A 22,500-nucleotide genomic window follows, 5' to 3' on the forward strand; every position below is an offset into this window, starting at 1 on the left:
CCAGTCCTGCCACGCCGGCAGCAGTGCCGACCAGGGCCAGGGATGCGATGACTTTGCCGGTGGTGGTTTTCAGGTTGAGACCCATGATCGTTTTCCGTTTCTTGAAGCCCGTGAGACCGGGACTTTGCTGTCCGATGTCCTCTACTTTCCGGCAGGTTTTTTAGGAAGCCGCAAGGTTCCCGCAAGCTTTTCTCGAAGTTTGGTTAAAGATTCAATCAAGTAGTTTTCGAGTGTTGGGCAGGCGGGGGTGCCTCAGCATCCAAGTAGTGGAAACGAGTAACGGCGCGAGCTGGCAGCTGATGCCCGCAAAATCGCTCCCCGAGGGCATTTGCTGCCTGCTCGCGCTAAGAAGGCAAGCGCAACCCGCTGCCGCCGTAAACGGGATAACTGTTGCGAAGTTCCCCACTGGCAGCCTCCGGCTAAGGACCGTGTCCCCTATACTGACATCTGAATACCTGTTCAGATGTTGGAGGCCCCGTGGCTGTTCGTGAAGCCGTCGATGAATGCGGTGTGAAACTTGTTGACCCGGACAAGGTCGAACTCGTCCGGGCGGCCCTGCCCTCGGATCACGACATTGCCGAGCTGGCGGACGTGTTCTCATTGCTGGGCGATCCGGGACGCTTGCGGTTGCTGACGTCCCTGTTGGAGGGCGGCGAGCTGTGCGTATGCGACCTCGCGGCGACGACGGCGATGAGCGAGAGTGCAGTCAGCCATGCGTTGCGGCTTCTGCGCGCCCACCGGGTGGTTTCCGTTTCGAGGCGCGGCCGGATGGCCTACTACCGTCTGGATGATGCCCACGTGCGGATGCTGCTGGACTTGGGCCTGACCCACACAGGACATACCGTCGCCGTTCATCCCGAGCGCACGGCCAAGAAGGACAGCGGCCAATGAGCAACCACCACCATGACACGGCGGGCAACCCAGCCAAGCACCACAGCCACAGCCACGCGATAGCAGCGAACGCGGACCGGCGCTATCTGGTGATCGCGTTGGCGCTGATTGTCGGGTTCATGATCGTCGAGGTGATTGTCGCCATCCTTTCCGGCTCGCTTGCGCTGCTTTCGGACGCCGGGCACATGCTCACCGACGCCGGGGCGATCGCCGCCTCCCTGTGGGCGATCAACCTCGCGGCCCGTCCGGCGCGGGGAATCTGGACGTTCGGATTCAAGCGTGCCGAAATCCTCTCCGCGGCCGCCAACGGAATCACCTTGCTGGTCATCAGCGCCCTCGTGGCCGTGGAGGCAATCCACCGCCTCCTTGATCCGCCACCGGTTGAGGGCGGCCCTGTCCTCATCGTCGCGATCTTCGGCATCATCGTGAACCTCGTGGCGGTGTGGGTGCTGGCCAAAGCCAACCGGTCCAGCCTGAACGTTGAAGGATCCTTCCAGCACATCCTGACCGACCTCTACGGATTCATTGCGACGGCGGTCGCCGGGCTCGTCGTCCTGACCACCGGTTTTACCCGTGCGGACGCGATCGCCTCCCTCATTGTGGTGGCCCTGATGCTGCACGCCGCATGGGGACTGCTGCGGGACTCCGGGAGGATCCTCCTGGAAGGCGCACCCGAAGGTGTCGACCTGGACCAGGTCAGGGCGCACCTCCTCGAAACCGGGCACGTGCACGACGTCCACGACCTGCACGTCTGGACGGTCACCTCCGACCTTCCTGCCCTCTCCGCGCACGTCGTCCTGGACGAGAGCTGCTTCCACGATGGACACGCTCCGCTTATCCTTGACCAGCTGCAGAGCTGCTTGACCGGCCATTTCGACGTCGAACACTCCACCTTCCAGCTCGAACCCGCCGGCCACGCCGTGCACGAAACCGGAACCCACTGATGACAACAGTCCGGGAAGCCGCCTGGATCAAGGACGCCCGTACCGTCCGGCTGCTGTCTTGGTTCAGCCTGGCTTGGATGGTCCTGGAGGGAGCCCTCGGACTGCTTGCTGGCGGTACGGCAGGCTCCGTGTCACTGATCGGCTGGGCGCTCAGCTCCGCCGTCGAGGGCCTGGCGAGCATCATCGTGATCTGGCGGTTCACCGGCTCCCGCACCCTGTCCGAATCTGCCGAAGAGCGAGCACAAAAGGCCGTCGCCATCAGTTTCTGGCTCCTGGCGCCGTACATCGGAATCCAGTCGATCATCGATCTGGCCACGGGACACCGGGCCGAGAACAGCGTCCTGGGCATCGTGCTCACGGCGGCGAGCCTGGTCATCATGCCTGTCCTCGGCGTCGCCAAGCAGCGCCTCGGTGCCAGGCTAGACTCCGGGGCCACTGCCGGTGAAGGAACCCAGAACCTGCTCTGTGCCGCCACGGCCGCCGCTGTCCTGATCGGACTGGCCGGCAATGCGGTCTTCGCCGCGTGGTGGCTTGACCCCGTCATTGGCCTCATCATCGCCGCCGTGGCCGTCAAAGAAGGCCGCGAAGCGTGGAAGGGTGAAGACTGCTGCTAGCGCGCCCCAAGACAAAGGACACCCATGGCCAGCATTAACGACACAAGCGAAGTCCGCAAACTCTTGTTGCGCCGCGGTTTGCGGCTTGAATACGCGACCCTGGGCTGGAATGTGGTGGGCCTGGGCGTCCTGGCAGCCGCCGCCATCCAAGCCGGCTCCCCGGCGCTGGCCGGTTTCGGCCTGGATTCCCTGATCGAGATCTTCGCTTCGATCGTGGTGGTGTGGCAGCTCAAGGGCGCCCACAAAGAGCGCGAAGCCCCCGCGATGCGCCTGATCGGGATCGCCTTTACCATTCTGGGCGCTTACCTGCTCATCCAGGTGGCCGTTGTGTTTGCCACCGGCCTTCGCCCCGCAACCTCGGGTCTGGGCATCGTCTGGACGGCCCTGACCTTCGTGGTGATGCTTGCCCTGGCGTGGGGCAAGATCCGCACCGGGCAGCGCTTGGGCAATCCCGTACTCCGCGCGGAAGGAAAGGTGACCCTCGTGGACGCCTACCTGGCCGGCGCGGTGCTGGCCGGGCTCGCGTTGAATGCCCTTTTCGGCTGGTGGTGGGCCGATCCCCTGGCTGGGGTCGTGATCATCTACTACGCCGCAGTTGAGGCCCGGCACGCCCTCAAACACAAGGGCACCCCGTGAATCACCTTGTCTACCGGGTGCACCAGTGAGCCGCACCAGCCCGGCCGGGACAATCCACGGGCCCACCCTTCCTCTCTATGCAGCGGGATTCGTGACCGCTTTCGGCGCCCACAGCATCGCCGCAGGAATGGGAGCCCAGAGCGGGAACATCGGCCTGAGCCTGCTGAACCTGGGCATCCTGCTGGCCGTTTACGACCTGGCCGAGGTGTTTCTCAAACCCGTCTTTGGTGTCCTCAGTGACCGGATTGGGCCCAAGCCGGTCATCGTCGGGGGCCTGCTGGCGTTCTCCGCGTTCTCGCTGGTGGGGTTGTGGGGCGCGGATCCGCTCCTGCTGGGCCTCGCCCGCCTGGGTCAGGGCGCATCCGCGGCGGCATTCTCCCCCGCCTCGTCGGCCACCGTGGCACGGCTGGCCGGCGGCAAGAACGCCGGGAAATTCTTTGGCCGCTATGGATCCTGGAAAAGCCTCGGCTACATCTTCGGCCCGCTCTTGGGAGCCGGACTGATCCAGGCCGGCGGCTTCGCATTGCTCTTTGCGGCCCTGTCGGCCCTGGCAGCAGCCACCGCCCTGTGGGTGGCGGTGAGCCTGCCGCGGTTCGAACCGGTTCCCCGCGTCAGGTACACCGTCCTGGACCTCGCCCGGCAGATCACCGAACGGCGTTTCCTCGTGCCCACGGCGGTGCTTGCTGCATCCACCGGCGCCCTGGGTGCCGCCATCGGCTTCCTGCCCGCCCTGGCGACCCGGCACGGACTTGATCCCGTCGCCGGGACGGCCGCAGTGAGCGTGCTGGCCATCTCTTCGGCCATCATCTCGCCTTGGGTCGGAACGCGCCGCGACGTGCAAGGGATCAGCGACGCAGCGGGGATGAGGGCCGGGCTGCTGCTCACCGCCGCGGGCATCGGAATCGTGGCCGCCGCACCGGGACCCATCACCTTGTTCATCGCCGCCCTGCTGATCGGGGCCGGGATCGGAACGACTACCCCGCTCGCGTTCGCCCATCTGGCCGACACCACACCCCACGAACGGATGGGCAGGACCATGGGTTCAGCCGAACTCGGCAGGGAACTCGGCGACGCGGGCGGACCGCTGATAGTCGGAAGCCTCGCCACCCTTGGCGGACTGCCGCTGGGCCTGGGCGCGATCGCGCTGCTCGTAGGCGCAGCAAGCGCACCGAGGCTCAATCGAACCTGACCTTCAAGCACACCCCTTAGTGGTGTGCTTGCGTCTCCTGGAGCCGCTTGATGAACCAGCGTGATTGCTCGGGTCCGTAGGGAAGCACCGGGATCGCTTTGGTAGCGTCCGACGGCGTGTCCCGGATCGACTGCCTAGCCTGACGTACCGCTGTGGACATGGTGTCTGCCATGGTCTTCACGAACTGGTCGCTGCAAGGCTTGCCGTGGCCGGGGATCAGGAACTCGTAGCGGTGGCGCAGCGCCGAGATGTGCCGCAGGACATCTGCCCAGTCTTCCGGGTAGGAGTCCTCGAACGACGGGTGCGCGCCTTGTTCCACGAGGTCACCGGCGAAAAGGGTGCTGGGCGTGCCTACCAGGAGGTCGCCGTCGGTGTGGCCGCGGCCCAGGTAGAACAGGGTGGCGGTGAGTCCGCCGAGGTCAACCAGGACGGGTTGATCCTTGACGATCGCGTTGGGAATGACGAGTTCGACGGCGTCGCCCCGGCCCGCGGCCATCTCCGGTTCGGTGGCGGCGACGAAGCGGCGCTGGTGGTCGCCGTCGTCGTCGATTGTCGCCGCACAGTTGACGTGCCCCCAAAACTCGGTGACGCCGTCGTCGGCAAAAACGGCGTTGCCGAAGTAGTGATCGTAGTGCGCGTGGGTGTTCACGACGACCAGCGGCAGCTGGGTCTTTTCCCGGACGGCGGCGAGGATCTGCCGGCCTTGGCGGGGGCCGCAACCGGTGTCGATCACCATGGCTCGTTCCGTACCTACAACGAGGCCCGTGTTAAGCAGGCACCCTTCGGTCTCCAACACGTAGTTGTTAGGGCCGACTTCGAGCCATGCTGACATTGTTTCTCCGTCTGATACGTTCCGGCAGTGTTCAGGCCTCGATTCTACCCACGTAGAGCTGGGAGGATCGGGAGGAAAGGCACAGTTGGGACCGGGCCGTTCGAAATCGGTCGATGCGCACTGAGAAGGCTTGAGGAGCAATGCGCGGGGAGCTACGCTATCGGGGTTGGCGATTGCTGCTTGTTAACTAGTTGCAGCTAGGTTCGGCCGCCTGCCTGGGGAGGACATGATCGTGTTACCGGATACTTCGGACGGTGAAAAGGCCAGTGTCGATTTGGGCGTCGACGGTCTTCTCCATTTGCGCTGGCGGCGCGGGGTCGCCATTGAGGTTGAGGATGCGCGGGCGGCCATGGCGAAAGTCAACGAGCTCTGCCAACAGGAGCAGCATCCAATGCTTGTAGACATGGCCACGGTCGCTTCCGTTAGCCGGGAGGCCCGGGGTGTGTGGTCCATTCCCTGCGGCGCTTCGCGCATCGCACTGTTGGGTTCGTCGCCTGTTGACCGGGTCCTGGCGAACTTCTTCCTGGGAGTGCACGTCCCGCCTTGCCCCACCCGTTTCTTCACATCGCGCAGCGAGGCCCTGGACTGGCTTAATGCGGGTTCCTGAGCCCAGGATGTGCTTCTTGCTGCTGCCCGCTGAGAATACGTGACCTCGAGAGAGGGCGTTGAGGATCCGCGCCTGCAGCTATTGGTTGACGGCGTTGTCCGGTTGGCTGCCGGCGATCTGGACGCACGCATTGAGCCGTCGAAGCATCGTGATGACATTGACGCCGTCATCACCGGAGTCAACCTGCTCGCGGAGGAGCTGGGCCACATCCATGCGGATCTGGAGCAGCGGGTGGCCGCCCGCACGGCTATGTTGCGGCGAACGCAGGTTGAGCTGGAACAGATGGCCAAGACAGATGCCCTCACGGGCCTCGCGAACAGGACACTGCTTACCGAGCGGATCCAGCAAGCGACCCTGTCCAGCACGGATGGCGGAAAAGCCCCGGCCGTGTTGCTCCTGGATCTGGACTCCTTCAAGGCCATCAACGACATCCTGGGCCACAGCGCCGGTGACGCCGTGCTGGTGGAAGTTGCCAAACGGCTCCGCTCGGCCGTCAGGGAGCAGGACACTGTGGCCCGCCTGGGCGGGGATGAGTTTGCCATTCTCATTACCGGGGCCACGGAAGGGGAGATCCTTCGGATCGCGCACCGCGCATCGGAGTATCTGCAGGACAGCATGAGCATCGGAATAGAAACGGTCTGGGCGATGGCGAGCATCGGCGTTTGCATAGGCAAGCCCGGGGACCGGGCAGAGGCGCTGATGCGCGACGCCGATATTGCCATGTACCAGGCAAAGGCTCGGGGCCGGAATAATGTCCAACTCTTCCACCCGGACATGCTCGACGCCGTTCAGGAACGGTCGCGAATAACCGCCGAACTACGCACCGCTGTTGCGGGAGGCGAGTTGGGGCTGGTGTATCAGCCGGTGGTCGAGTTGGCTTCCAGCCGCGTCATCGGGGTGGAAGCCCTCCTCCGATGGCATCACCCTGTGCGCGGAACCATCATGCCGGGCAGCTTCATTGGCATCGCAGAAGAAACCGGCTTGATCTTCGAGCTGGGACGGTGGGTGCTGCATGAAGGTCTTGCCCAAATGAGCCGCTGGAGCCAAACAGACCCGGAGCTGACGGATTTCTGCCTGCACATCAATCTTTCCGCCGCCGAACTGCTTCGGACCGACTTGCTGGAGGACATCAAGGCAACGCTGGCCAAATATGGCGTGGATCCGCGGCGGTTGATCTTGGAGATCACCGAGACCGTCTTGATGTCGCGTGAAACCGTGCAGGAACAGGTCCTTAGCGGGCTACGGGAGCTCGGCGTGGGGCTGCAAATTGACGATTTCGGTACGGGCTATTCGTCAATCAGCTACCTCAGGTCGCTTCCGGCGGACACTGTGAAGGTGGATCAGTCCCTCATCAAGGACATGGAGCTGGACCCTCGGCAGCAAAAGTTCGTCTCCGCCATCCTGCAGCTGATTTTCGCTGCTGGGCTCAACGCAACCGTGGAAGGCATCGAAACCGCCGAGCAGGCGGCCCAGCTGGAGGCCATGGGTTGCCTCTACGGGCAAGGCTACTTCTTCGGCTATCCGGGGCCTCCCTCCGAAATACCGCGTCAACTCCGCCGGCCCGCACGGCGTCTGTAGAGTTAGCGCATGTCGAAGCTTTGGGACCAGATGTTGCTTGTCCCCACAGTAGTACGCCTCGCTTCCCGGGCACCGAGAAATCCGGACACCGCGTGGGAAGGATACTGGCGCGGAATCCGCACCACTGGCCGTTCCGGAGATGTGCTTTGGGACTCCGACTCCGCGGCCGAGCATGCTCAGTACTCCAACGCGATCGCGGCCCACTTTGATCCAGCTCTTCCGGTAGTTGACGTCGGGTGCGGCAACGGCACCCACACCCGCTGGCTTGCCGGCCTGTTTCCACGGGTTCTCGGAATCGACGTGTCCAACGGGGCGATCGAGATGGCGCGCAAGGAAGCGGAAGGCGTCCACAATGCCGACTTCATGGTTCTGGATGCGGCTTCGGCAGGTGCCGGAGAGGTCCTGTTGGAGCGGCTGGGGCCCGCCAACGTCTTTGTCCGCGGAGTCTTCCACGTCCTGAAACCCGGCAAGCAGGCCGCTATGGCCGCCAACCTGCGGACTGCCGTCGGGAACAGAGGCCGGGTGTTGCTGGCCGAAACCAACTTCCGCGGAACTAGCCTGGGCTACCTGACCGAGCTCGGCGCCACCCGGCAAAGCATTCCCCTGCAACTGCGGCGCGCCTTGGAGAACCTTCCCAGGCCCGGGCATTTCGGTGCTGCGGAACGGCACCGCGCCTTTTCGGATGCCGACTGGCAGTTGATTGCGGACGGCCCGATGAACATCGAGGTGGTCCCGATGAACGCCGGCGGCCTTCCGCAGTGGGTTCCGGGATACTACGCACTCCTGGCCGGCGCGGAAAATTCCGGAACAGATCACAATTGGGTGTAACTGCGCCCAGGTGCGCAGCGCGGCGTTACATCCCTATGAAGATTTCATTTCAATCCGGGGCGACCGGATTGTTCGGCTGTAGTGTTTGCTTTGTTGCAGGTCCCGGGCTCAGCCGGAACTCAAGGCAAAGGAATGATTCATGTCGACGCGCAAACCGTCTGCTCGTGCATTGACCGATTCAGGGATGCCGGCTAGTCCGGAGGCTACGGAGCCGCCCCTCGAGCAGTTGCGCGGGCTGCGCCTCCAGGTCCTGGAAATCATCGATGAAGTCTTAGGGGAATCTTCGCAAGCAACAGATGCGGTGCGCGAGGAACTTCGCCGGCACATTGCTGCCCACCCTGGGCGTCCGGAAGAGGCGCTCCTGGAACACTTGGCTTCGCTCAGGTCGGAACAGCCGGCCCCGCAAAACGAGCCAGAGTCACAGGACAACCCGGCCGCCCAAGGCGAGCCGGAGTCCCAGCACGCAAACAGCCAACACGCAATCAGCCAGCACCCAAGCAGCGCGCGTCTTGAGGCGGTGCTCCGGGACCACATGCTGATGACCGCCTTCCAGCCCGTATTCGACCTCAGTACGTCCACCGTGGTCGGCGCCGAGGCTTTGACCCGCTTCGTCAGCGACAGCGGAGACCCTGCCGATTACTGGTTCGCAGAGGCTGAGGACTCGGGGCTCCGAACGGATCTTGAATTCGCGGCGTTGGAGTCGGGGCTCGAGGCCGCGCTGAAGCTGCCGGCCCACCTTTTCGTGGCGTTGAAACTTTCCGACGAGGTGTGCCTGGATCCGCGCCTTCCTGGGCTTTTCGAGCAAACTCCGGTGGCTCCCGCGCGGGTCATCCTTGAAGTCTCCGGGAAGTTCCCCCAGGAGCAGGCCGCTTCGCTCGACGCGGCGGTGGCTCCGCTGCGGAGCGCCGGCGTGCGCTTGTCCATCGAAAACACGGGTTCCTTCTTCGCCGGGGCCAGCCATATCCTTCGGCTCAAGCCGGAGATGATCAAGTTGGAGCGGAATCTGACTGCGGGTCTCAACCAGGATTCCCTCCGGCAGGAACTTGTCGAGGCCGAGGTCGCGTTCGCGCGGGAGATCGGGGCGGCCTTGATTGCCCAACGCATCGAAACCAAGGACGAACTCGCCACTCTTGCAGATCTGGGAGTAACCCTCGGAGAGGGGTATCACCTTGGGCGGCCCTCGGTGCAGCCCAGCGAATGGGCAAAGTGGGGCGGGCGCTCCCGGCATCTCGCCTCCCCCGGCGGTCGCGGCAGAACCACTCGCAGCTGACGGTCGCGAACCCCAAAAGGGCCGCCGCTTCGGATAACTCAGGCAGCTACAGGCCGATCCGGGCCTCGGTGTTGTTCTATCAACCAGGCCGCCATCTGCTGTGCGCGCTTTGACGCCAGGACGTCGCCTTCGGTGGCCGAAATGATGGAGCCCTTCATCAGGATGTGCCAGGACCGCGCGAATTCCTCGGTGCGCTCGAGCCCGGCTTCCTCGGCCAGTTCCTGGATGTGTCCCCTGATCCTGGCGAGGTAGCCGATGCTGGCTTTCCCCAGCGGATGCTCACGGCCCATTTCGAGGAGGACGTTGATGAACGAGCACGCCTCAAAGTCCTCCCGCTGGAACCAGTCCCCGAAGACGTCGAAGATGGCGAGCAACTTCTCCTCGGCGGTGTCTCCCCGGCTCCGGGCATCGGAGATGATCAAATCCACGGTCCAGATCTGGTCGCGAAGCGCGAGGAATGCAAGAACCAGATCGTCCTTGGACGGAAAGTGGCGGTAGAAGGTGGCCTTCGCCACCCCTGAACGCTCGATGAGCTGGTCGACGCCGACCGCGCGGATCCCGCGCCGCGAGAACAGTTCGTAGGCGGCGTCCAGGATTCGATCCACCGCGTCATCACGGGTGGTGGTTTGTCCGGCTGGCGATGAAGACGGACCGGGTGCTTCCGAGGCATCTGGCGTGCTCATGGTAAGAGCAATCTTACTCGTACCCCGCCAAGACAGACCGGTCTGTCATAGCCCTTCTTGCGCCAACGCGGGGTCACTTACGGCCCATGTCGGGCAGCAACATAGGCCGTAAGTGACCCCGCGTTGCGTTGGACGCCAGTGCGCTCCCCTATTGCTTCTCTTGCGGCCTTCTGGTTCTCTGGCACTACCGGGCCGCCGCCGCGCTAATTCCGGTGTGGGCCGCGCCCCGGCTGAAGGGACGTGGGACCGCTATGACTTCTCTTTGGCTAGACGCGCGCGAGGCTTCCGCAGCCGCGAGCCCCGATGAATTTACGCCCGGGAACAGTTACGACGCCGTCGTGGTGGGCGCCGGGATCACGGGCCTGGCCACGGCTCTCATGCTGGCCCGGACCGGGAGCAGCGTGCTGGTCCTCGAGGCCCGGCATATCGGGGCGGTCAACACCGGCAACACCACGGCCAAGCTGAGCCTTTTGCAGGGCACCACGCTGTCCAGGCTCCGGAACCAGTATTCGGTGAACGTGGTCCGCGCCTACGTTGACGCGAACCGGGCAGGCCAGAAATGGCTGCTCGACTACCTCGAGGGCCGGGGTGTGCCGTTCCAGTACCGGGATGCTTACACCTTCGCCACCACACCCACCGGCGCGGAACACCTTGTCGCCGAGGCCAACGCTTCCCGGGCTTGCGGGCTCAACGTCAAGTCCACCCGCGAGACCGGGTTGCCGTTCGACGTCGACGCCGCCTTGCGGCTTGCGAAGCAGGCGCAGTTCAACCCCATGGACGTCCTGGATGCGCTGGCTGCGGATGTCCGGGCTGCCGGCGGCAGCATCGTGGAGGGTATCCGCGTCATGAATGTCCGCAACGGCGATCCCCTGACCGTGGTTACCAGGAAGGGCGAGGTCCGCGCCCGCTACGTGGTGCTCGCCACCGGGACACCCATCCTGAACCGCGGGCTCTACTTCGCGAAGCTGCGGCCTAACCGTTCGTACGCTGCCGCGCTGCGGCTGCCGGACGGCATGAGCCCGCCTCCCGGAATGTACCTTTCCGCCGAGCCGCCCACCCGCTCGCTGAGGGACTATCCAATGCCCGACGGCGGGACCTTGCTTTTGGTGGGCGGGTTCGGGCATGCGGGTGGCCGGGCGCCGTCCACGCAGGTGCACGTGAATGAGCTGCTCGGCTGGGCCCAACAGCACTATCCGGGTGCCGAGGTCACGCACACGTGGGCTGCCCAGGACTACCAGGCCGGGAACCTCATGCCGTTCTTCGGCCGGTTCCCCCGGGGCCGCGGAAAGATCTTCTTCGGCACCGGCTACAACAAGTGGGGCATGACAAACGGTGTTGCGGCGGCGCTGGATATCACCGCCGATATCCGTGGCGAAAAGCTGGAGTGGGCCCGCATCATCCACCACCGGGTGACAGGTCCCCGCGGCGCAGCGTCGACGATTTCGCTCAACGTGGAGACCCAGCAGCAGAATTTCCGGGACAAGGCCGCCTTGAAGGAGAAGCCGGCCATCACGGAGGAAACCCACCCCGCCGAGGGCACGGGCGTCACGGGACTTTTCCACGGGAAGCCCGCGGCTATCTGCACGGTGGATGGCGTGGTGTGCAGGGTGTCGGCGGAATGCGCGCACCTTGGCGGGATCCTGCACTGGAACGACGCCGAGAAGTCCTGGGACTGCCCCCTGCACGGTTCCCGTTACTCTGCGGCAGGCAAGCTGCTGGAGGGGCCGGCGACGCACAATTTGTTCAAGCTGCAGTAGGGGGTTATCGGGGAAAATTGGCGCCCCGTTGAACCGCCATCCATGATGAATGGATTTAGCAAATATACTAAGGAGGCACCTTCTTCTGGTCGGGTGCGCGTGCTGTCCTGAAGGAGGATGAATGGTACCCAAGCGCGTTACTTTGGCGGATGTTGCAAAGCTCGCCGGGCTTTCCACCACCGCCGCCTCGATGATCCTCAATGGGCGTCCCGATACCCGGCTGTCCAAGGATGCGCACGAGCGTGTGCTCGCGGCCGCGGCCGAACTGAACTATCGCCCCAACGTTGCGGCAAGAGGTTTGAGGACGCAAAAGACGCGGACCATCGGTTTCATATCGGACCGCGTTGCCACCACCAGATTCGCAAGCGGCCTGATCGAAGGTGCACTTGCGGCAGCGGGAGCCGCCGATCATGTCATGCTTGTGCTCGAAACCGGAGGCGAAGCCAAATTGGAAGCCTCGGCCCTTGAGGCCGTGCTCGATAGGCAGGTAGACGGAATCGTCTTCGCCTCCATGCGCGCTCGAGAGCTTTACATCCCCGAACTGCCTGCCGGAACGCGTTCAGTTCTTTTGAACGCCACCAGCCAGGGGCACGCTGTCAGTGTGCTGTCCGACGAGTACACCGGGGGGAAGACCGCGGTGGAAGTACTCGCGCGCCATGGGATCACCGAGGGGGTGGCCGTGCTCGGGTACTCCGAAGAAGCTGAGCAAGGCCTGTTCCGTTCGGTCGCCGTCAATCGCCGCGTGGAGGGCATCAAGGATGCCCTCGCCGAAAACGGGATTGATGTCCCCGTCTGGGAATCAGTCTGGCTCTGGGACGCGGATCCCGGTTATGCCGCGGCGAAGAAGATCCTCCGCCGGCACCCGGGCATCCGCGCCCTGCTGTGCATGAACGACCGGCTCGCGTTCGGCGCTTATCAGGCGCTTCAGGAGAAAGGTCTTCGGATTCCGGACGATATTTCGATCGTGTCTTTCGATAACGACGAGTTGGCCTCGTATCTGCGTCCTGGCCTCACTACGGTTGCCCTCCCCCACGAACAGATGGGCAGGGATGCCGTCCGTTTGCTCCTATCCGATGATGCGGCTCCAGGCGAGCGGCTGGTTCCGATGCCGCTGATCGAGCGTTCATCGGTCATTCGCTAGGCTTCCATGATTCTTCGCAGGGCGCGCACGATGGATGTCGCCCGGGGATCGTCTTGGTTTTCGAGGGTGTTCGTGACGTAGCCAAAGCCGACCTTATGAACGGGATCTGCGAAAGCGACCTGACCGCCCGCCCCGTCGTGCCCGAACGAAGATGAGGTGAGGAACTCCCGTCGCTCGGACGAGAGCATGAAGCCAGTTCCCCACCGGGGGTAAGGGCCCGGAAGCCACCAAACGGGCTCCCCCTCGCTCTGGACCTGGGTCATGTCATTGACGACATCGCTCTCCACGAGGGCGATGCCCTCCGTCGGAACCACCATCGCCGACCAGATCGTGGCGAGGCCAGCGGCGGTTGCGATGCCGCCTGCCCCCGGAACTTCGGCCTGATGCACCTCGGGTGAGTCGAATCCCGCGCCAGCCACAACCAGCTCGGGCGGGAACGCTGCTCCCAGCGTCATCGCCCGACCTGCCCAATAGAGGTCGTCCTCATTTGGTTGGCGGGTGCCGCTCGCTGGCGGATTCCGGATAGAGTCCCCCGCCAGGAGTCGGGCTACCCGCGGCTCCACCGACGGCGGTACCCCGATCCACGCGTCGACGTCCAACGGACCACTTACGGACTGTTGCAAGAACGAGCCCACGCTGGTACCAGTGATGCGGCGGATGACCTCTCCTACATACCAGCCGTAAGTCAGCGCGTGGTAGCCATAAGCCGTTCCAGGTTTCCACAGCGGCTCCTGCGTGGCCAGGACGGATACAATCGAGGGCCAGTCGAGCGCGGTCCCGAGACTGATGTCTTCGCGGGGCGCGGCAAGCCCGGCGCGGTGGCTCAGGAGCTGACGGACTGTGACCGCCTCCTTGCCGGCAGCCGCGAACTCCGGCCAGTAATCGGCAACCGGCCTGTCCAGCCCGAGCCGGCCCTGGCCAACGAGCATGGCAACAAGGACCGCGATGAGGCCTTTGGTGCAGGAGAAGATCACCGTAGGCGTATCACGTGCCCAAGGTCTCCCCTCGTGCCGGTCGGCGAGGCCGGCCCACAGGTCGACAACCGTCTCACCGCCGACCCTGATGTTCAGCGCAGAGCCGCCTTCGCCGTCACCGACGCTTTTACGGTAGGCATCGGCCACCGGGCCGAAGCCATCGGCCACGAACCCATTTACTTCATTCATGTGCATTTTCTCCTCGGATTTGGCGGGATCGGGGCGCGAAAGCTCAGCCCTTAACGCCGGAACTTGCCACGCTGGCGACGAAGGATCTCTGGAAGATCAGGAAGACAACAAGCACCGGCAACACGAAGAGGACTCCGAACGCTAGCACTGGCCCCCATTCCGGCGGCTGCGCGTTTTGGAAAACGCTCAGCTCAAGCGGAAGGGGCCGGAGTTTGGTGTCGGTAATCATGAGTACTGGCCAAAGATATTGGCCCCACTGGCCCAGGAAGGTCAGAATGGCTACCGTCGCGTAAGCCGGCAGGCTCATGGGTGCCACCACTTGGAAGAGCGTCCGCACCGGTCCGGCCCCATCGATCGTTGCCGCTTCTTCCACTTCCACGGGGATGCTGAGGAAGTACGTGTAGAAGAGGAAAATCGAGAACGCATTGGCCAGGAACGGCAGGGCCTGGACGTATAGTGTGTTCCGTTGACCGGAGAGCATGTAGTAAAGAGGCAGTGCCACCGCCTCGAACGGGATAATTGTCATGATGGTCACCAGGAGGAGCACGATGTTGCGTCCCCGCCACTTCATGCGTGCCAGCGCATAGCCGGCGAGCGAGTTCACCAGGAGGCCTCCGAGTACAACAATGGCGGTCACCGCCAGGGAGACCCCAGCGAATTGCCACACATACCCTGTGGTGTCGTTTGAGAACCGGTTGAACACGCCGGCATAGTTGTCGAGCGACAGGTCCGAGGGAACCAAGGCGCTCAGGCCGCCCAGGACCTTGTCACCAGGCCTGAGGCTTCCAACCAACAAGTAGTAGACCGGAACGAAGAAGATCAGGCCGAAGAAGACCAGCAGGGCATAGCGCCCGGTCGTCGAGAGCAGCCGGGACCGTTTGATGCTTCGGACGCGGGTCATCGGATGCTTCCTTCCTGACGGACAAGCCGGCGTTGGATGACGGCGACGATGGTGACAATGACGAGGAAGACCACGGCCATGGCTGCGCCTTGGCCGATGTTGTTCTGGTCATAGCCAGTAGTGATGACCTGGTACATCATTGTCTGGGTCGATTCGATGTCAACGGATCCGCTTTGGCCGAGAAGGTACACCTGGTCAAAGAGGCGGAAAGAGAAGACCGTGGTCAGCAGGGCCACGAAGATGAGGGTGTTTCGAATTCCGGGCACGGTAACGTGCAGGAATTGACTCCATCGTCCAGCGCGGTCCAGGGACGCAGCCTCATACAGGTCATGAGGAACAGCTTGCAGTCCTCCGAGGAGGATGATCATCTGGAAGCTCACGCTCTGCCAAATCGACATCACGATGATCGCCCCCATGGCAGTTGCGCTGCTTCCAAGCCAATCGTGCGGACCGATGGAACCGCCCGTGAACAGGGAGATTGCGGAATTCAGCAGACCGTGGTCATCCCGTGCGAAAATGAGCCGCCACACGACGGCAACCAGGGCCAGCGGGAAGACGAGCGGCATGAAGAACATTGTGCGGAACACGGCCATGCCACGGAGCTTGCCGTTCACCAGAAGCGCGAGTCCTAGGGCGAGCCCGGTCTGGACGGGCACCACCACGGCCGCGAAGGTGAAGTTGTTGCCCAGCGAATGGAGGAAGGCTGCGCTGATGTCAGGGTCGGCGAAGAGCCTTGAATATTGCTCCAGCCCGATGAATCGTGGGGCCCGGGTGCTATTGAGCTGAAGCCGGTAGAACGACATCGCGATCGCACCAAGGAACGGAATGGCGAGGAAAACAGCGAGAAGGATGAGCGCGGGAGCTGCCATCGCGGGGCCCATGATCGAATGGGACGAGAGCCGCCTTCGCCGCTGGGTGGGCGGCGGCGCCGTCCGCCCGGCCTGGGATCGAATAAGAAGAGTCATAACCTTGCCTTCGACGGCCGCCGTACGGGGTAGGCAAGCCCACCCCGTACGGTAGCGATCACTTGTAGTTGTTGTTGTCCGCGAAATCGCGGTCGATCGCACGTGCAGCCGCCTGGAGACTTGCAGCCACGTCGGCCCCGCCCCAGATGGCGGTAAGAGCCTTGCCGAACGATGACGTCACCACCGGGTAACCCGCCGTTACGGGCCGCGAAACGGCAACGCACTGCTGGGTCAGCCGATCCTCGGTGGGGCAAGCTGCGTCGAGCTGGTCCCGCAGGAAAGCCAGGGGCTTGCCTGCTCCGTAAAGCGGAGAGGATGCGGCTGTGGTCTTCGTCGCCGGCGGAGCCCCGTTAGCTGCGGTGTACGTGGAAACGACGGGGTCGCTCATGAGGAAGTCAAGCAATTTGCCCGCTGCCGCCCCGTTCTTCGTGTGCCCTCCAAGGCTCCATGCGATCGTTCCGGAACCGGTCTTTGCCCCCTTGCCAAAGTTGGGCAGCGGGCCCACGACGAGGTCGTTCCCGAGTGCCTTGTCATAGGCCGGGTACATCCAGTTGCCCATCCAGTTCAGCGCCACCTGGCCGGACTGAAAGGCCGTGCCGTCGCCGTCGGGGTTGGTGAACTGCTTCCACGAGGCGAACTTCTTCAGGGCATCCACCGCAGTGTCCGAATCAAGCGCACCGGAGGCCTTGCCGTTGGCTATCATCGGCGTGCCGGCAGACCACAGGACCGGAGAGAAGCCGTAAATGCCGTATTCGGAGCTCAGTCCGTTGTTCTCCGCGATGCCGAGCGGCTTTCCGTTCGGCACCACGGCGGAGAGCTTCTTGAGGACCTCGGTGAATTCGTCTGCTGTCCAGGCTTCAGACGCGCTCTTGGGCATCGTCACGCCAGCTTTGTCGAGCAGCTTCTTGTTGCCCCACATGGCCAGACCGGAGTTCATCATGCTCACGGCGTAGAGTTTTCCGTCCACGGTGTTCTGGCCTTTGACGGCGTCGGTCTGGTTCTGCACTGTGGCCGCTGAGACGTAGTCCGATAGTGGAGCGATCTTCTGTCCGTAGGCCAGGTTCGCGATCTGCGGTCCGTCCACTTCAAGGACATCGGGAAGATCAGCAGGACTGGAGGTCTGCAGGGCCTTCGCGAAAGAGTCGGCCGGCAGGAACTGCATCTTGACCTTGATGTCCGGGTGGCTGGATTCGAAGTCGGAGACGATCTTCTGGATCGCGGTGTTCTCTGCGGACTGGCCGTCCAGGGCCCAGACCTTCAGGGTGCCCGTACCGGATCCTGCAGAAATGTTCGATGCTTCCGAGGGCGAATCCGACGCCGATGGTCCGCCGCAAGCCGCCAAAGCGACTGAGACGAGCGCAGCAAGCCCGCCTGCTGCGATGCCTCGCAGCCGCGGACGCGGGGTTGAACGGAGGGTACTAACTGTCATAGCGGGTGACTCCTTCGTCGTGTACTCCAGGCCGGAGGTTTGTGCCCGGCGGCACATCCTCTGTCCTGTCCTTGAATAGATGGCTAAATAATTTGCTAAATGGATTTAGCTATGGTGACGAACCTCTCCCAAGTTGTCAAGAGGAGTCCTGTTTTTTGCCTGCCGTTACAACGTGGGCAGGAGGTATGTCAGGTGCGCTCAGTCCCGCCGCACGGCGCGGAGCGCGTCAATAATCTGCGTCGCGCGATCGTCGCCCGCTTCCATCCAGTTGGTGATGAAGGCAAAACCGGTCTTCGAATCGGGGTCCGCGAAGGCTACCTGCCCGCCGGCGCCGTCGTGGCCGAAGCTTCGGGGGCCGCGGTATCTCCGGGCTGCGGAGTCGAGCTGGAAACCGGCGCCCCAGCGCGGCCACGGACCGGGCGCGTGGTAGACCGGTGCGCCTTGGCTCATCGGCACAAGAGCACGATCGAGCGTCGCGTCATCGAGAAGACGGGCGCCCTCTGTGTCGACGATAGTCGCGGACCAGATGGACGCGAGTGCATGTGCTGTCGCCACGCCGCCAGCCCCCGGAATCTGGGCCGCGCGCACTCGGGGGTCGTTGAAACCGGTGCCGTCCCCTACAAGCTCAACGGGCAGCGCACCCCCGAGAGTCATCGCCCGCAGAGTCCACTCGTCCGGCGCGTCCCGGAGCAGGCGCCCGGCTTGCGCCTGGCTCTCACCCACTTGGATATGCGCGACTCGGCCAGCTTCGGAGGCCGGCAGCCCTATCCATGCATCCCGGGTCCACGGGGCGGTCGCACGGCGGAAGTAGTCGCCGACCGACTCGCGTGCCACACGGCGAATGACTTCCCCGACGAGCCACCCATGCGTGATCGCATGATAGGCGTAGCCGGTGCCAGGTTTCCAGAGCGGGTCCTGCTTTGCCAATTGCCCGGTCACGTACTTCCAGTCGAGGATCTCCTCGGTCGTGAATGAAACCCGGGGAGCCGAAAGGCCAGCCCTGTGGGCGAGGAGCTCGCCCACGGTGACTTTCTCCTTGCCCGCTGTGGCGAACTCGGGCCAGTAGCGGTGGACTGGGGCGTCGTAGCAAAGCCGCCCTTCCTGGACCAGCCTGGCGGCAAGGATCGAGACGAGCCCTTTGGTACAGGAAAACACCACTGTAGCGGTGCCTTGCTCCCACAGAGATCCCGTATTTTCATCCGCGACTCCGCGCCAGAGGTCCACGACGGTTTCTCCACCGACGAGGATGGCCAGGGCCGCGCCCATGGTTGGACGGCCGTCGAATGCTCGGGTGAAAGCTTCGGCTACGCGCTCGTAGCCAGGGGCGATAGTTCCTTGTGTCTGCATCACCTAGCAGCCGGCCTCTCGTGACGTTCCGTGGCGAGCACGAAGGCCTCACCGTCCCATTCCAGATCGAGTGGATCGGAAATTCGGCCGCCGAAGCCACCCTCGGCGGAAAGGTTCTCGAAGGCAAGAAGAACCGGACGCCCTGAACGGTTATGCACGATCCGACCACTGTAGAGGTGCTCGTCTGCCAGAAGTCTGGCTTGGTCGAGGTCGAAGGGACCCAGTGGAGACGCGGCGGGGGCGAGCCATATCCCGCCCGGTAGTCCCGCCCGCGACCCGGCGAGATGATTCCCGTCGCACGAAAAAAGCAGCCAGTGGCTCCCAGACAGCTCGACGATTTGGGGAACTTCGAGGTGAGCGAACCCGGCACTTCCTGTCAGCGCCGGGCCCACACTCCAGTTCTCAAGGTCGTCGGAACGCGCATATCCGATAACACCCCGGTTTCGTTCGTCGGGTCCGCTCCTGCCGCGGGCGGTGATGAGCATATGCCAGGATCCATGCGGGCTCTGAAATACCCAAGGGTCGCGCCAAGCCTCTTCATGCCAGACGCCGTCGTCCAAGGTTTCATAGCAGCGCGGATCAGCATTCAGGGCGAAGTCGTCGGACTTGTGCCAGGCATGCAAGTCTGGAGAAACCGCTACGCAAATGGTCTCGATGTTAGTGATCGCGTCCGGACGTAGGAATCTCGAACCCGTATAAAACATCCGCCAGAGCCCATCGTCCCCACACACAACACTTCCCGTCCAGGTTGCCGAGGAGTCCGGTTCCGACGGTTCTCCGTGGACGAGGACTGTGCCGTGGTCCCGCCAAGTACGCAGATCCGCGGAGGTGGCATGGCCGATGGATGCGTTGCGGTGCCGAAGGTCAGGGTTGCCGAGCGATTTCGGGGCCTGTAGGTAGTACAGATGGTATGCCTCGCCATCGTCGGCGAGCCAGAAATCCCAAACCCAGTGGTCGTCTTTTGCGAAAGTCATCCGGCCAGCACCTGCTGGTGCGTCGCATCGGAATCATGTCGCCGGATGGCGGTCGAAGGCATAAAGGTCTCCCTTGTCTTTGTGCTCTGAAGAGATTGGTCAGAAGGCGTGCCCTCCAAGGCTAAATCCATTTAGCGTCATGTTCAAGACCTAGATACGAGTGTCAAGCGGCATGTCGGAAGTGTCTTCTTGGATGGGTTCGCGCATGGCAATGACGCCAACAAGTGCGGGCACGACCCTGTGCACGGCTCGCGGTTCACGGCCGCGGGGAGGTTGTCAGAAGGACCGGTGTCAACAGCTTGATGAAGATGCAGCGGGGCCTGAGATGTTGAACGCCGGTCCGCTGCAAGCGGACAGAGAGATCCTCGGGGTCCGAGAGCGAGTCGCTCCGCCGCTCAGCTTGGGTTGAGGCTTAAGCGTGCCGCCTCGGTCGCCTCGAGAGCGTCGGGGTCGGAGGCGAAGAGGGTTCCGGGCGGCAGTGGTTCGGCGTCGACGTCGTCATAGATCGAAGCGAAATTGGTGTTGAACGCCTTTGCGGTGGGGCCGCCGACAATCGCTTTGACCTGTTGGGCGATCGAGTCTCCCGGAATGGCGACAACCACGACGTCGGCGCCGGTAGCATCGCCGCCGTCCCGGCCAAGCGCAGTCACGTCGTGGCCTGTAGCCGTCCGGCGTCGCGCCAGCGCGCCGCCGACGCGACCCCGCCCAATCACGTAATCCTCATGGATTCCACCTACTTATTCGAAGCAAGTGCCGACGAACGACACCTCTCGGAGGCATCACCGCCGACTAATCGCTGGGGCCCACCGGCTCGTGGCCACCGGATTCACTACTCGAATTTCGTTCGGCGTCGCGGCAATCATCGCAGCGACCGACGAATTGATGAGGGCAATCGGGCCGGCCATCGCCCTCCCCGCGGAGCAACGTAACTTTCATTCCGGCATCGTAGTCCCCCGCGCGGGCCGCCGGAAGGCTTCGCGGCCCGTGTCCTTCCGGGGGAACTGCGAGAGACCAACGAGGCGTAGATCGAGAAATCTAACCACAGCCGACTCGCTAATCCTCCTTTTGAAATGCAAATTTAAGAACTCACGTAAGACGAGTTTTGCTCGAAATTCCCTTCCAACAAAGGTAAAAAGACCGTATGATTTCTTGCAAGCTGCGGGTCTCAGGGGGCACCTATATGAATAGGAGCCTCAATTGCGACGTCTACCGGCACATGCAGGTAGTGCCCAAAGGAACACGGCACCCCAGGAACAGGAAGATCAGCGGATACGAGCTGATACCGGCCGTGGAGTCCAGCCTGTCGCCTGGGATCAGGGGTTGTCGCCCGGGCCAAGTGCCCTTCCGCTGCATGAAATCGCCAAGAAGTACGACGGCGTGGATGTGATGGACGGGAACGCCCCCGGAACCGCGGCAGTCCAAACGCAATCCCCCTCGGGTGCGGTACGGATTACCGTTCCCGGCAAGAAGTCAGAGACGAGACCTGCCCAGCTTAAGGGCGTCCCGATCGGGCACTTTATTGGCGAAGGCGCACCACTTCTAACAACCGCCCTGTCCGGCGCGACAACGACCACCTACAGCACCCCACACGGCTCGCAAACGCTGATCACGGTCGAATCGGACAAAGCACTGCGCGATTACCGATTCCCATTAGCTCTCGCGGCCGGATCCACCGCGAAGGTGGAAGCTGACGGTTCGGTACCGTGGCCAGTCCTCGCTCTCACCGGCGCCGAGTTGCAGGTGCTAGCGGGACTCTCGGCCGCGGTGTTCGTCGGTGGAACGTGGGTAGGCTGCACATTCAGCAAGCTAACCGGATGGATCGCAACGGTCGTGAATCTGATTTGTAGGGTGAGCGGTGTTAGCGGAGCCATATCGGCCATCGGTATCGTCAGTGGCGCGTCCAGGGGCGCCAGTCTGGTTGCCACAAAGTGCTATGGAATCAACCTTTCTAAACCGTCCGCTCCGCTCCGGGATATGCCTGGTAGAGACTGCGGCTTCTGAGAGAAGGCAATTGTGAAATGGTACTCGTGCGCGCATGCGCCGATGTTTGGAGCATCCTTGGCGCCCCTTTTTATGACCAATTGGGACCTGTGGCTTCAAATCCTCTTGCCATCTCTGGTCCTGGTTTCCTACGTGATCAATGAAGTAGTACTTCACCGGAGGAAGAAGGCCGCGCGTGCGCGCGCAGCCGAGCTGGATCACGCCGACCCTATGGTGCACGCCTACCGCGAGCCGGATTCGTGAACTCTGGTGAGATCTACTAGGACAGGGGTTTCAAATTGACCGCGAACGTAAATGGTACCGAAAGCGGCATCCGGTTTTCCCGACTGTGCGTAATTGTCGGGGTCATTGGGGGCGTCCTGACAGTCCTTCACCCGCTGCTGGGGGCAGCGCTGTCCGTGCTTGCGTTGGTGTGGGCTATTGCCGGTCAGCGCAGCACCGGTCAGCACGCGTACCGCATAGCACTCTTAGTCAGTCTGGCCGCTCTGGTGATGAACATTGCAAACACCACATATTTTTGCGCACGTAAGAAACCGGCTACTCATTATTGGCGTGATAGTTTGCGCGGGCGGGGTTCTGGGTGGATGGACTATGGGACACAGGACGGATTCAACCGGTCGTCGCAACACCTCGATTCTGGAGGTAGCGATGGGCAGGCCAGCAGGCTGGATGAAGGCGTTGACGGGCAGATCTGCGATGAAATCACCCGGGAAGCCGTCATTACGGCGGGACACCGAGCGGGCGTTCTGG

Annotated in this window: 23 protein-coding genes; 14 read left to right on the forward strand and 9 right to left on the reverse strand. The window is 63.1% G+C overall.

Annotation, left to right across the window (positions count from 1 at the left end):
- The 6 genes from AC1DJB_RS23130 to AC1DJB_RS23155 form a co-directional block, all read left to right on the forward strand.
- A partial coding sequence (locus AC1DJB_RS23130; protein WP_441433768.1) for a hypothetical protein occupies nucleotides 1–223 on the forward strand: 223 nt, incomplete at its 5' end.
- Nucleotides 224–477: 254 nt separating this feature from the next.
- Entirely contained in the window at nucleotides 478–891 is a 414-nt protein-coding gene (locus tag AC1DJB_RS23135) for an ArsR/SmtB family transcription factor (RefSeq protein ID WP_284989968.1), read from the forward strand.
- Nucleotides 888–1,835 (forward strand): cation diffusion facilitator family transporter, encoded by a 948-nt coding sequence (locus AC1DJB_RS23140; RefSeq protein ID WP_441433769.1) that lies wholly within the window; start codon nucleotides 888–890, stop codon nucleotides 1,833–1,835. The genes AC1DJB_RS23135 and AC1DJB_RS23140 overlap by 4 nt, the downstream gene beginning before the upstream one ends.
- Nucleotides 1,835–2,449 (forward strand): cation diffusion facilitator family transporter, encoded by a 615-nt coding sequence (locus tag AC1DJB_RS23145; RefSeq protein WP_441433770.1) that lies wholly within the window; start codon nucleotides 1,835–1,837, stop codon nucleotides 2,447–2,449. The genes AC1DJB_RS23140 and AC1DJB_RS23145 overlap by 1 nt, the downstream gene beginning before the upstream one ends.
- Nucleotides 2,450–2,473: 24 nt before the next feature.
- Complete coding sequence (locus AC1DJB_RS23150; protein ID WP_172465448.1) at nucleotides 2,474–3,085, forward strand: cation efflux transmembrane domain-containing protein; 612 nt, start codon at nucleotides 2,474–2,476, stop codon at nucleotides 3,083–3,085.
- A 25-nt stretch (nucleotides 3,086–3,110) separates the two neighbouring features.
- The gene (locus tag AC1DJB_RS23155) at nucleotides 3,111–4,274 is read left to right on the forward strand and encodes an MFS transporter (RefSeq protein WP_441433771.1); all 1,164 of its coding nucleotides are present in this window, start codon (nucleotides 3,111–3,113) and stop codon (nucleotides 4,272–4,274) included.
- A gap of 16 nt (nucleotides 4,275–4,290) precedes the next feature.
- Here the strand turns inward: AC1DJB_RS23155 and AC1DJB_RS23160 are convergent, their stop codons facing one another.
- A complete protein-coding gene (locus tag AC1DJB_RS23160; protein WP_306959078.1) occupies nucleotides 4,291–5,106 on the reverse strand; it encodes an MBL fold metallo-hydrolase in 816 nt (271 codons plus the stop codon).
- 232 nt (nucleotides 5,107–5,338) lie between these two features.
- Between AC1DJB_RS23160 and AC1DJB_RS23165 the strand changes: the two genes are divergently transcribed.
- The 4 genes from AC1DJB_RS23165 to AC1DJB_RS23180 all read left to right on the forward strand — a co-directional run bounded on the left by AC1DJB_RS23165 (nucleotide 5,339) and on the right by AC1DJB_RS23180 (nucleotide 9,389).
- Nucleotides 5,339–5,713: a DUF7793 family protein gene (locus AC1DJB_RS23165; protein WP_253257089.1), complete on the forward strand. Its 375-nt coding sequence runs from the start codon at nucleotides 5,339–5,341 to the stop codon at nucleotides 5,711–5,713.
- A gap of 39 nt (nucleotides 5,714–5,752) precedes the next feature.
- A complete protein-coding gene (locus tag AC1DJB_RS23170; protein WP_059387207.1) occupies nucleotides 5,753–7,291 on the forward strand; it encodes a putative bifunctional diguanylate cyclase/phosphodiesterase in 1,539 nt (512 codons plus the stop codon).
- Nucleotides 7,292–7,300: 9 nt separating this feature from the next.
- Nucleotides 7,301–8,119, forward strand: a complete 819-nt coding sequence (locus AC1DJB_RS23175; RefSeq protein ID WP_441433772.1) for a class I SAM-dependent methyltransferase — start codon at nucleotides 7,301–7,303, stop codon at nucleotides 8,117–8,119.
- A 139-nt stretch (nucleotides 8,120–8,258) separates the two neighbouring features.
- Nucleotides 8,259–9,389, forward strand: coding sequence for an EAL domain-containing protein (locus tag AC1DJB_RS23180; RefSeq protein WP_441433773.1), 1,131 nt, complete (start codon nucleotides 8,259–8,261; stop codon nucleotides 9,387–9,389).
- A gap of 38 nt (nucleotides 9,390–9,427) precedes the next feature.
- Here AC1DJB_RS23180 and AC1DJB_RS23185 read toward each other — a convergent pair whose 3' ends face one another.
- On the reverse strand, nucleotides 9,428–10,072 hold the full coding sequence (locus AC1DJB_RS23185) for a TetR/AcrR family transcriptional regulator (protein ID WP_441433774.1): 645 nt from the start codon (nucleotides 10,070–10,072) through the stop codon (nucleotides 9,428–9,430).
- A gap of 251 nt (nucleotides 10,073–10,323) precedes the next feature.
- Between AC1DJB_RS23185 and AC1DJB_RS23190 the strand changes: the two genes are divergently transcribed.
- Both AC1DJB_RS23190 and AC1DJB_RS23195 read left to right on the forward strand, forming a co-directional pair.
- A complete protein-coding gene (locus tag AC1DJB_RS23190) occupies nucleotides 10,324–11,829 on the forward strand; it encodes an FAD-dependent oxidoreductase (protein ID WP_441433775.1) in 1,506 nt (501 codons plus the stop codon).
- A 121-nt stretch (nucleotides 11,830–11,950) separates the two neighbouring features.
- Nucleotides 11,951–12,970, forward strand: coding sequence for a LacI family DNA-binding transcriptional regulator (locus tag AC1DJB_RS23195; protein WP_441433776.1), 1,020 nt, complete (start codon nucleotides 11,951–11,953; stop codon nucleotides 12,968–12,970).
- On the opposite strand, the gene AC1DJB_RS23200 is transcribed toward AC1DJB_RS23195, so the two are convergent.
- The 7 genes from AC1DJB_RS23200 to AC1DJB_RS23230 all read right to left on the reverse strand — a co-directional run bounded on the left by AC1DJB_RS23200 (nucleotide 12,967) and on the right by AC1DJB_RS23230 (nucleotide 20,399).
- Nucleotides 12,967–14,133, reverse strand: coding sequence for a serine hydrolase domain-containing protein (locus AC1DJB_RS23200; RefSeq protein WP_441433777.1), 1,167 nt, complete (start codon nucleotides 14,131–14,133; stop codon nucleotides 12,967–12,969). The two genes, AC1DJB_RS23195 and AC1DJB_RS23200, sit on opposite strands and share 4 nt — an antisense overlap.
- Before the next feature lie 43 nt (nucleotides 14,134–14,176).
- A complete protein-coding gene (locus AC1DJB_RS23205; protein ID WP_284989981.1) occupies nucleotides 14,177–15,034 on the reverse strand; it encodes a carbohydrate ABC transporter permease in 858 nt (285 codons plus the stop codon).
- Entirely contained in the window at nucleotides 15,031–15,999 is a 969-nt protein-coding gene (locus tag AC1DJB_RS23210; protein WP_284989982.1) for a carbohydrate ABC transporter permease, read from the reverse strand. Before AC1DJB_RS23210 ends, AC1DJB_RS23205 begins: the two co-directional genes overlap by 4 nt.
- Nucleotides 16,000–16,057: 58 nt before the next feature.
- Nucleotides 16,058–17,428 carry an ABC transporter substrate-binding protein gene (locus AC1DJB_RS23215; protein ID WP_306959089.1) on the reverse strand — a complete coding sequence of 457 codons (1,371 nt, stop codon included), beginning with the start codon at nucleotides 17,426–17,428 and terminating at the stop codon, nucleotides 16,058–16,060.
- 198 nt (nucleotides 17,429–17,626) lie between these two features.
- On the reverse strand, nucleotides 17,627–18,775 hold the full coding sequence (locus AC1DJB_RS23220) for a serine hydrolase domain-containing protein (protein WP_441433792.1): 1,149 nt from the start codon (nucleotides 18,773–18,775) through the stop codon (nucleotides 17,627–17,629).
- Nucleotides 18,775–19,749: a glycoside hydrolase family protein gene (locus AC1DJB_RS23225; protein ID WP_441433778.1), complete on the reverse strand. Its 975-nt coding sequence runs from the start codon at nucleotides 19,747–19,749 to the stop codon at nucleotides 18,775–18,777. Before AC1DJB_RS23225 ends, AC1DJB_RS23220 begins: the two co-directional genes overlap by 1 nt.
- Before the next feature lie 395 nt (nucleotides 19,750–20,144).
- A complete protein-coding gene (locus AC1DJB_RS23230) occupies nucleotides 20,145–20,399 on the reverse strand; it encodes a hypothetical protein (protein WP_441433779.1) in 255 nt (84 codons plus the stop codon).
- Nucleotides 20,400–21,822: 1,423 nt separating this feature from the next.
- Here AC1DJB_RS23230 and AC1DJB_RS23235 point away from each other — a divergent pair.
- Nucleotides 21,823–21,993, forward strand: coding sequence for a hypothetical protein (locus AC1DJB_RS23235; RefSeq protein WP_307053644.1), 171 nt, complete (start codon nucleotides 21,823–21,825; stop codon nucleotides 21,991–21,993).
- A 35-nt stretch (nucleotides 21,994–22,028) separates the two neighbouring features.
- Nucleotides 22,029–22,500, forward strand: a 472-nt coding sequence (locus AC1DJB_RS23240) for a hypothetical protein (RefSeq protein WP_476910950.1), incomplete at its 3' end; no start/stop codon positions are given.

It is taken from the genome of Arthrobacter sp. 01T428 (assembly GCF_056398685.1).

Excerpts from the sequence above, each read along its gene's own strand:
- AC1DJB_RS23145 (WP_441433770.1), top strand. The coding sequence starts at position 1,835 with ATGACAACAGTCCGGGAAGCCGCCTGGATCAAGGACGCCCGTACCGTC.
- AC1DJB_RS23235 (WP_307053644.1), top strand. The coding sequence starts at position 21,823 with ATGACCAATTGGGACCTGTGGCTTCAAATCCTCTTGCCATCTCTGGTC.
- AC1DJB_RS23225 (WP_441433778.1), bottom strand. The coding sequence starts at position 19,749 with ATGACTTTCGCAAAAGACGACCACTGGGTTTGGGATTTCTGGCTCGCC.
- AC1DJB_RS23205 (WP_284989981.1), bottom strand. The coding sequence starts at position 15,034 with ATGACCCGCGTCCGAAGCATCAAACGGTCCCGGCTGCTCTCGACGACC.
- AC1DJB_RS23190 (WP_441433775.1), top strand. The coding sequence starts at position 10,324 with ATGACTTCTCTTTGGCTAGACGCGCGCGAGGCTTCCGCAGCCGCGAGC.
- AC1DJB_RS23180 (WP_441433773.1), top strand. The coding sequence starts at position 8,259 with ATGTCGACGCGCAAACCGTCTGCTCGTGCATTGACCGATTCAGGGATG.
- AC1DJB_RS23140 (WP_441433769.1), top strand. The coding sequence starts at position 888 with ATGAGCAACCACCACCATGACACGGCGGGCAACCCAGCCAAGCACCAC.
- AC1DJB_RS23185 (WP_441433774.1), bottom strand. The coding sequence starts at position 10,072 with ATGAGCACGCCAGATGCCTCGGAAGCACCCGGTCCGTCTTCATCGCCA.
- AC1DJB_RS23210 (WP_284989982.1), bottom strand. The coding sequence starts at position 15,999 with ATGACTCTTCTTATTCGATCCCAGGCCGGGCGGACGGCGCCGCCGCCC.
- AC1DJB_RS23215 (WP_306959089.1), bottom strand. The coding sequence starts at position 17,428 with ATGACAGTTAGTACCCTCCGTTCAACCCCGCGTCCGCGGCTGCGAGGC.
- AC1DJB_RS23195 (WP_441433776.1), top strand. The coding sequence starts at position 11,951 with ATGGTACCCAAGCGCGTTACTTTGGCGGATGTTGCAAAGCTCGCCGGG.
- AC1DJB_RS23220 (WP_441433792.1), bottom strand. The coding sequence starts at position 18,775 with ATGCAGACACAAGGAACTATCGCCCCTGGCTACGAGCGCGTAGCCGAA.
- AC1DJB_RS23160 (WP_306959078.1), bottom strand. The coding sequence starts at position 5,106 with ATGTCAGCATGGCTCGAAGTCGGCCCTAACAACTACGTGTTGGAGACC.
- AC1DJB_RS23200 (WP_441433777.1), bottom strand. The coding sequence starts at position 14,133 with ATGAATGAAGTAAATGGGTTCGTGGCCGATGGCTTCGGCCCGGTGGCC.
- AC1DJB_RS23175 (WP_441433772.1), top strand. The coding sequence starts at position 7,301 with ATGTCGAAGCTTTGGGACCAGATGTTGCTTGTCCCCACAGTAGTACGC.
- AC1DJB_RS23150 (WP_172465448.1), top strand. The coding sequence starts at position 2,474 with ATGGCCAGCATTAACGACACAAGCGAAGTCCGCAAACTCTTGTTGCGC.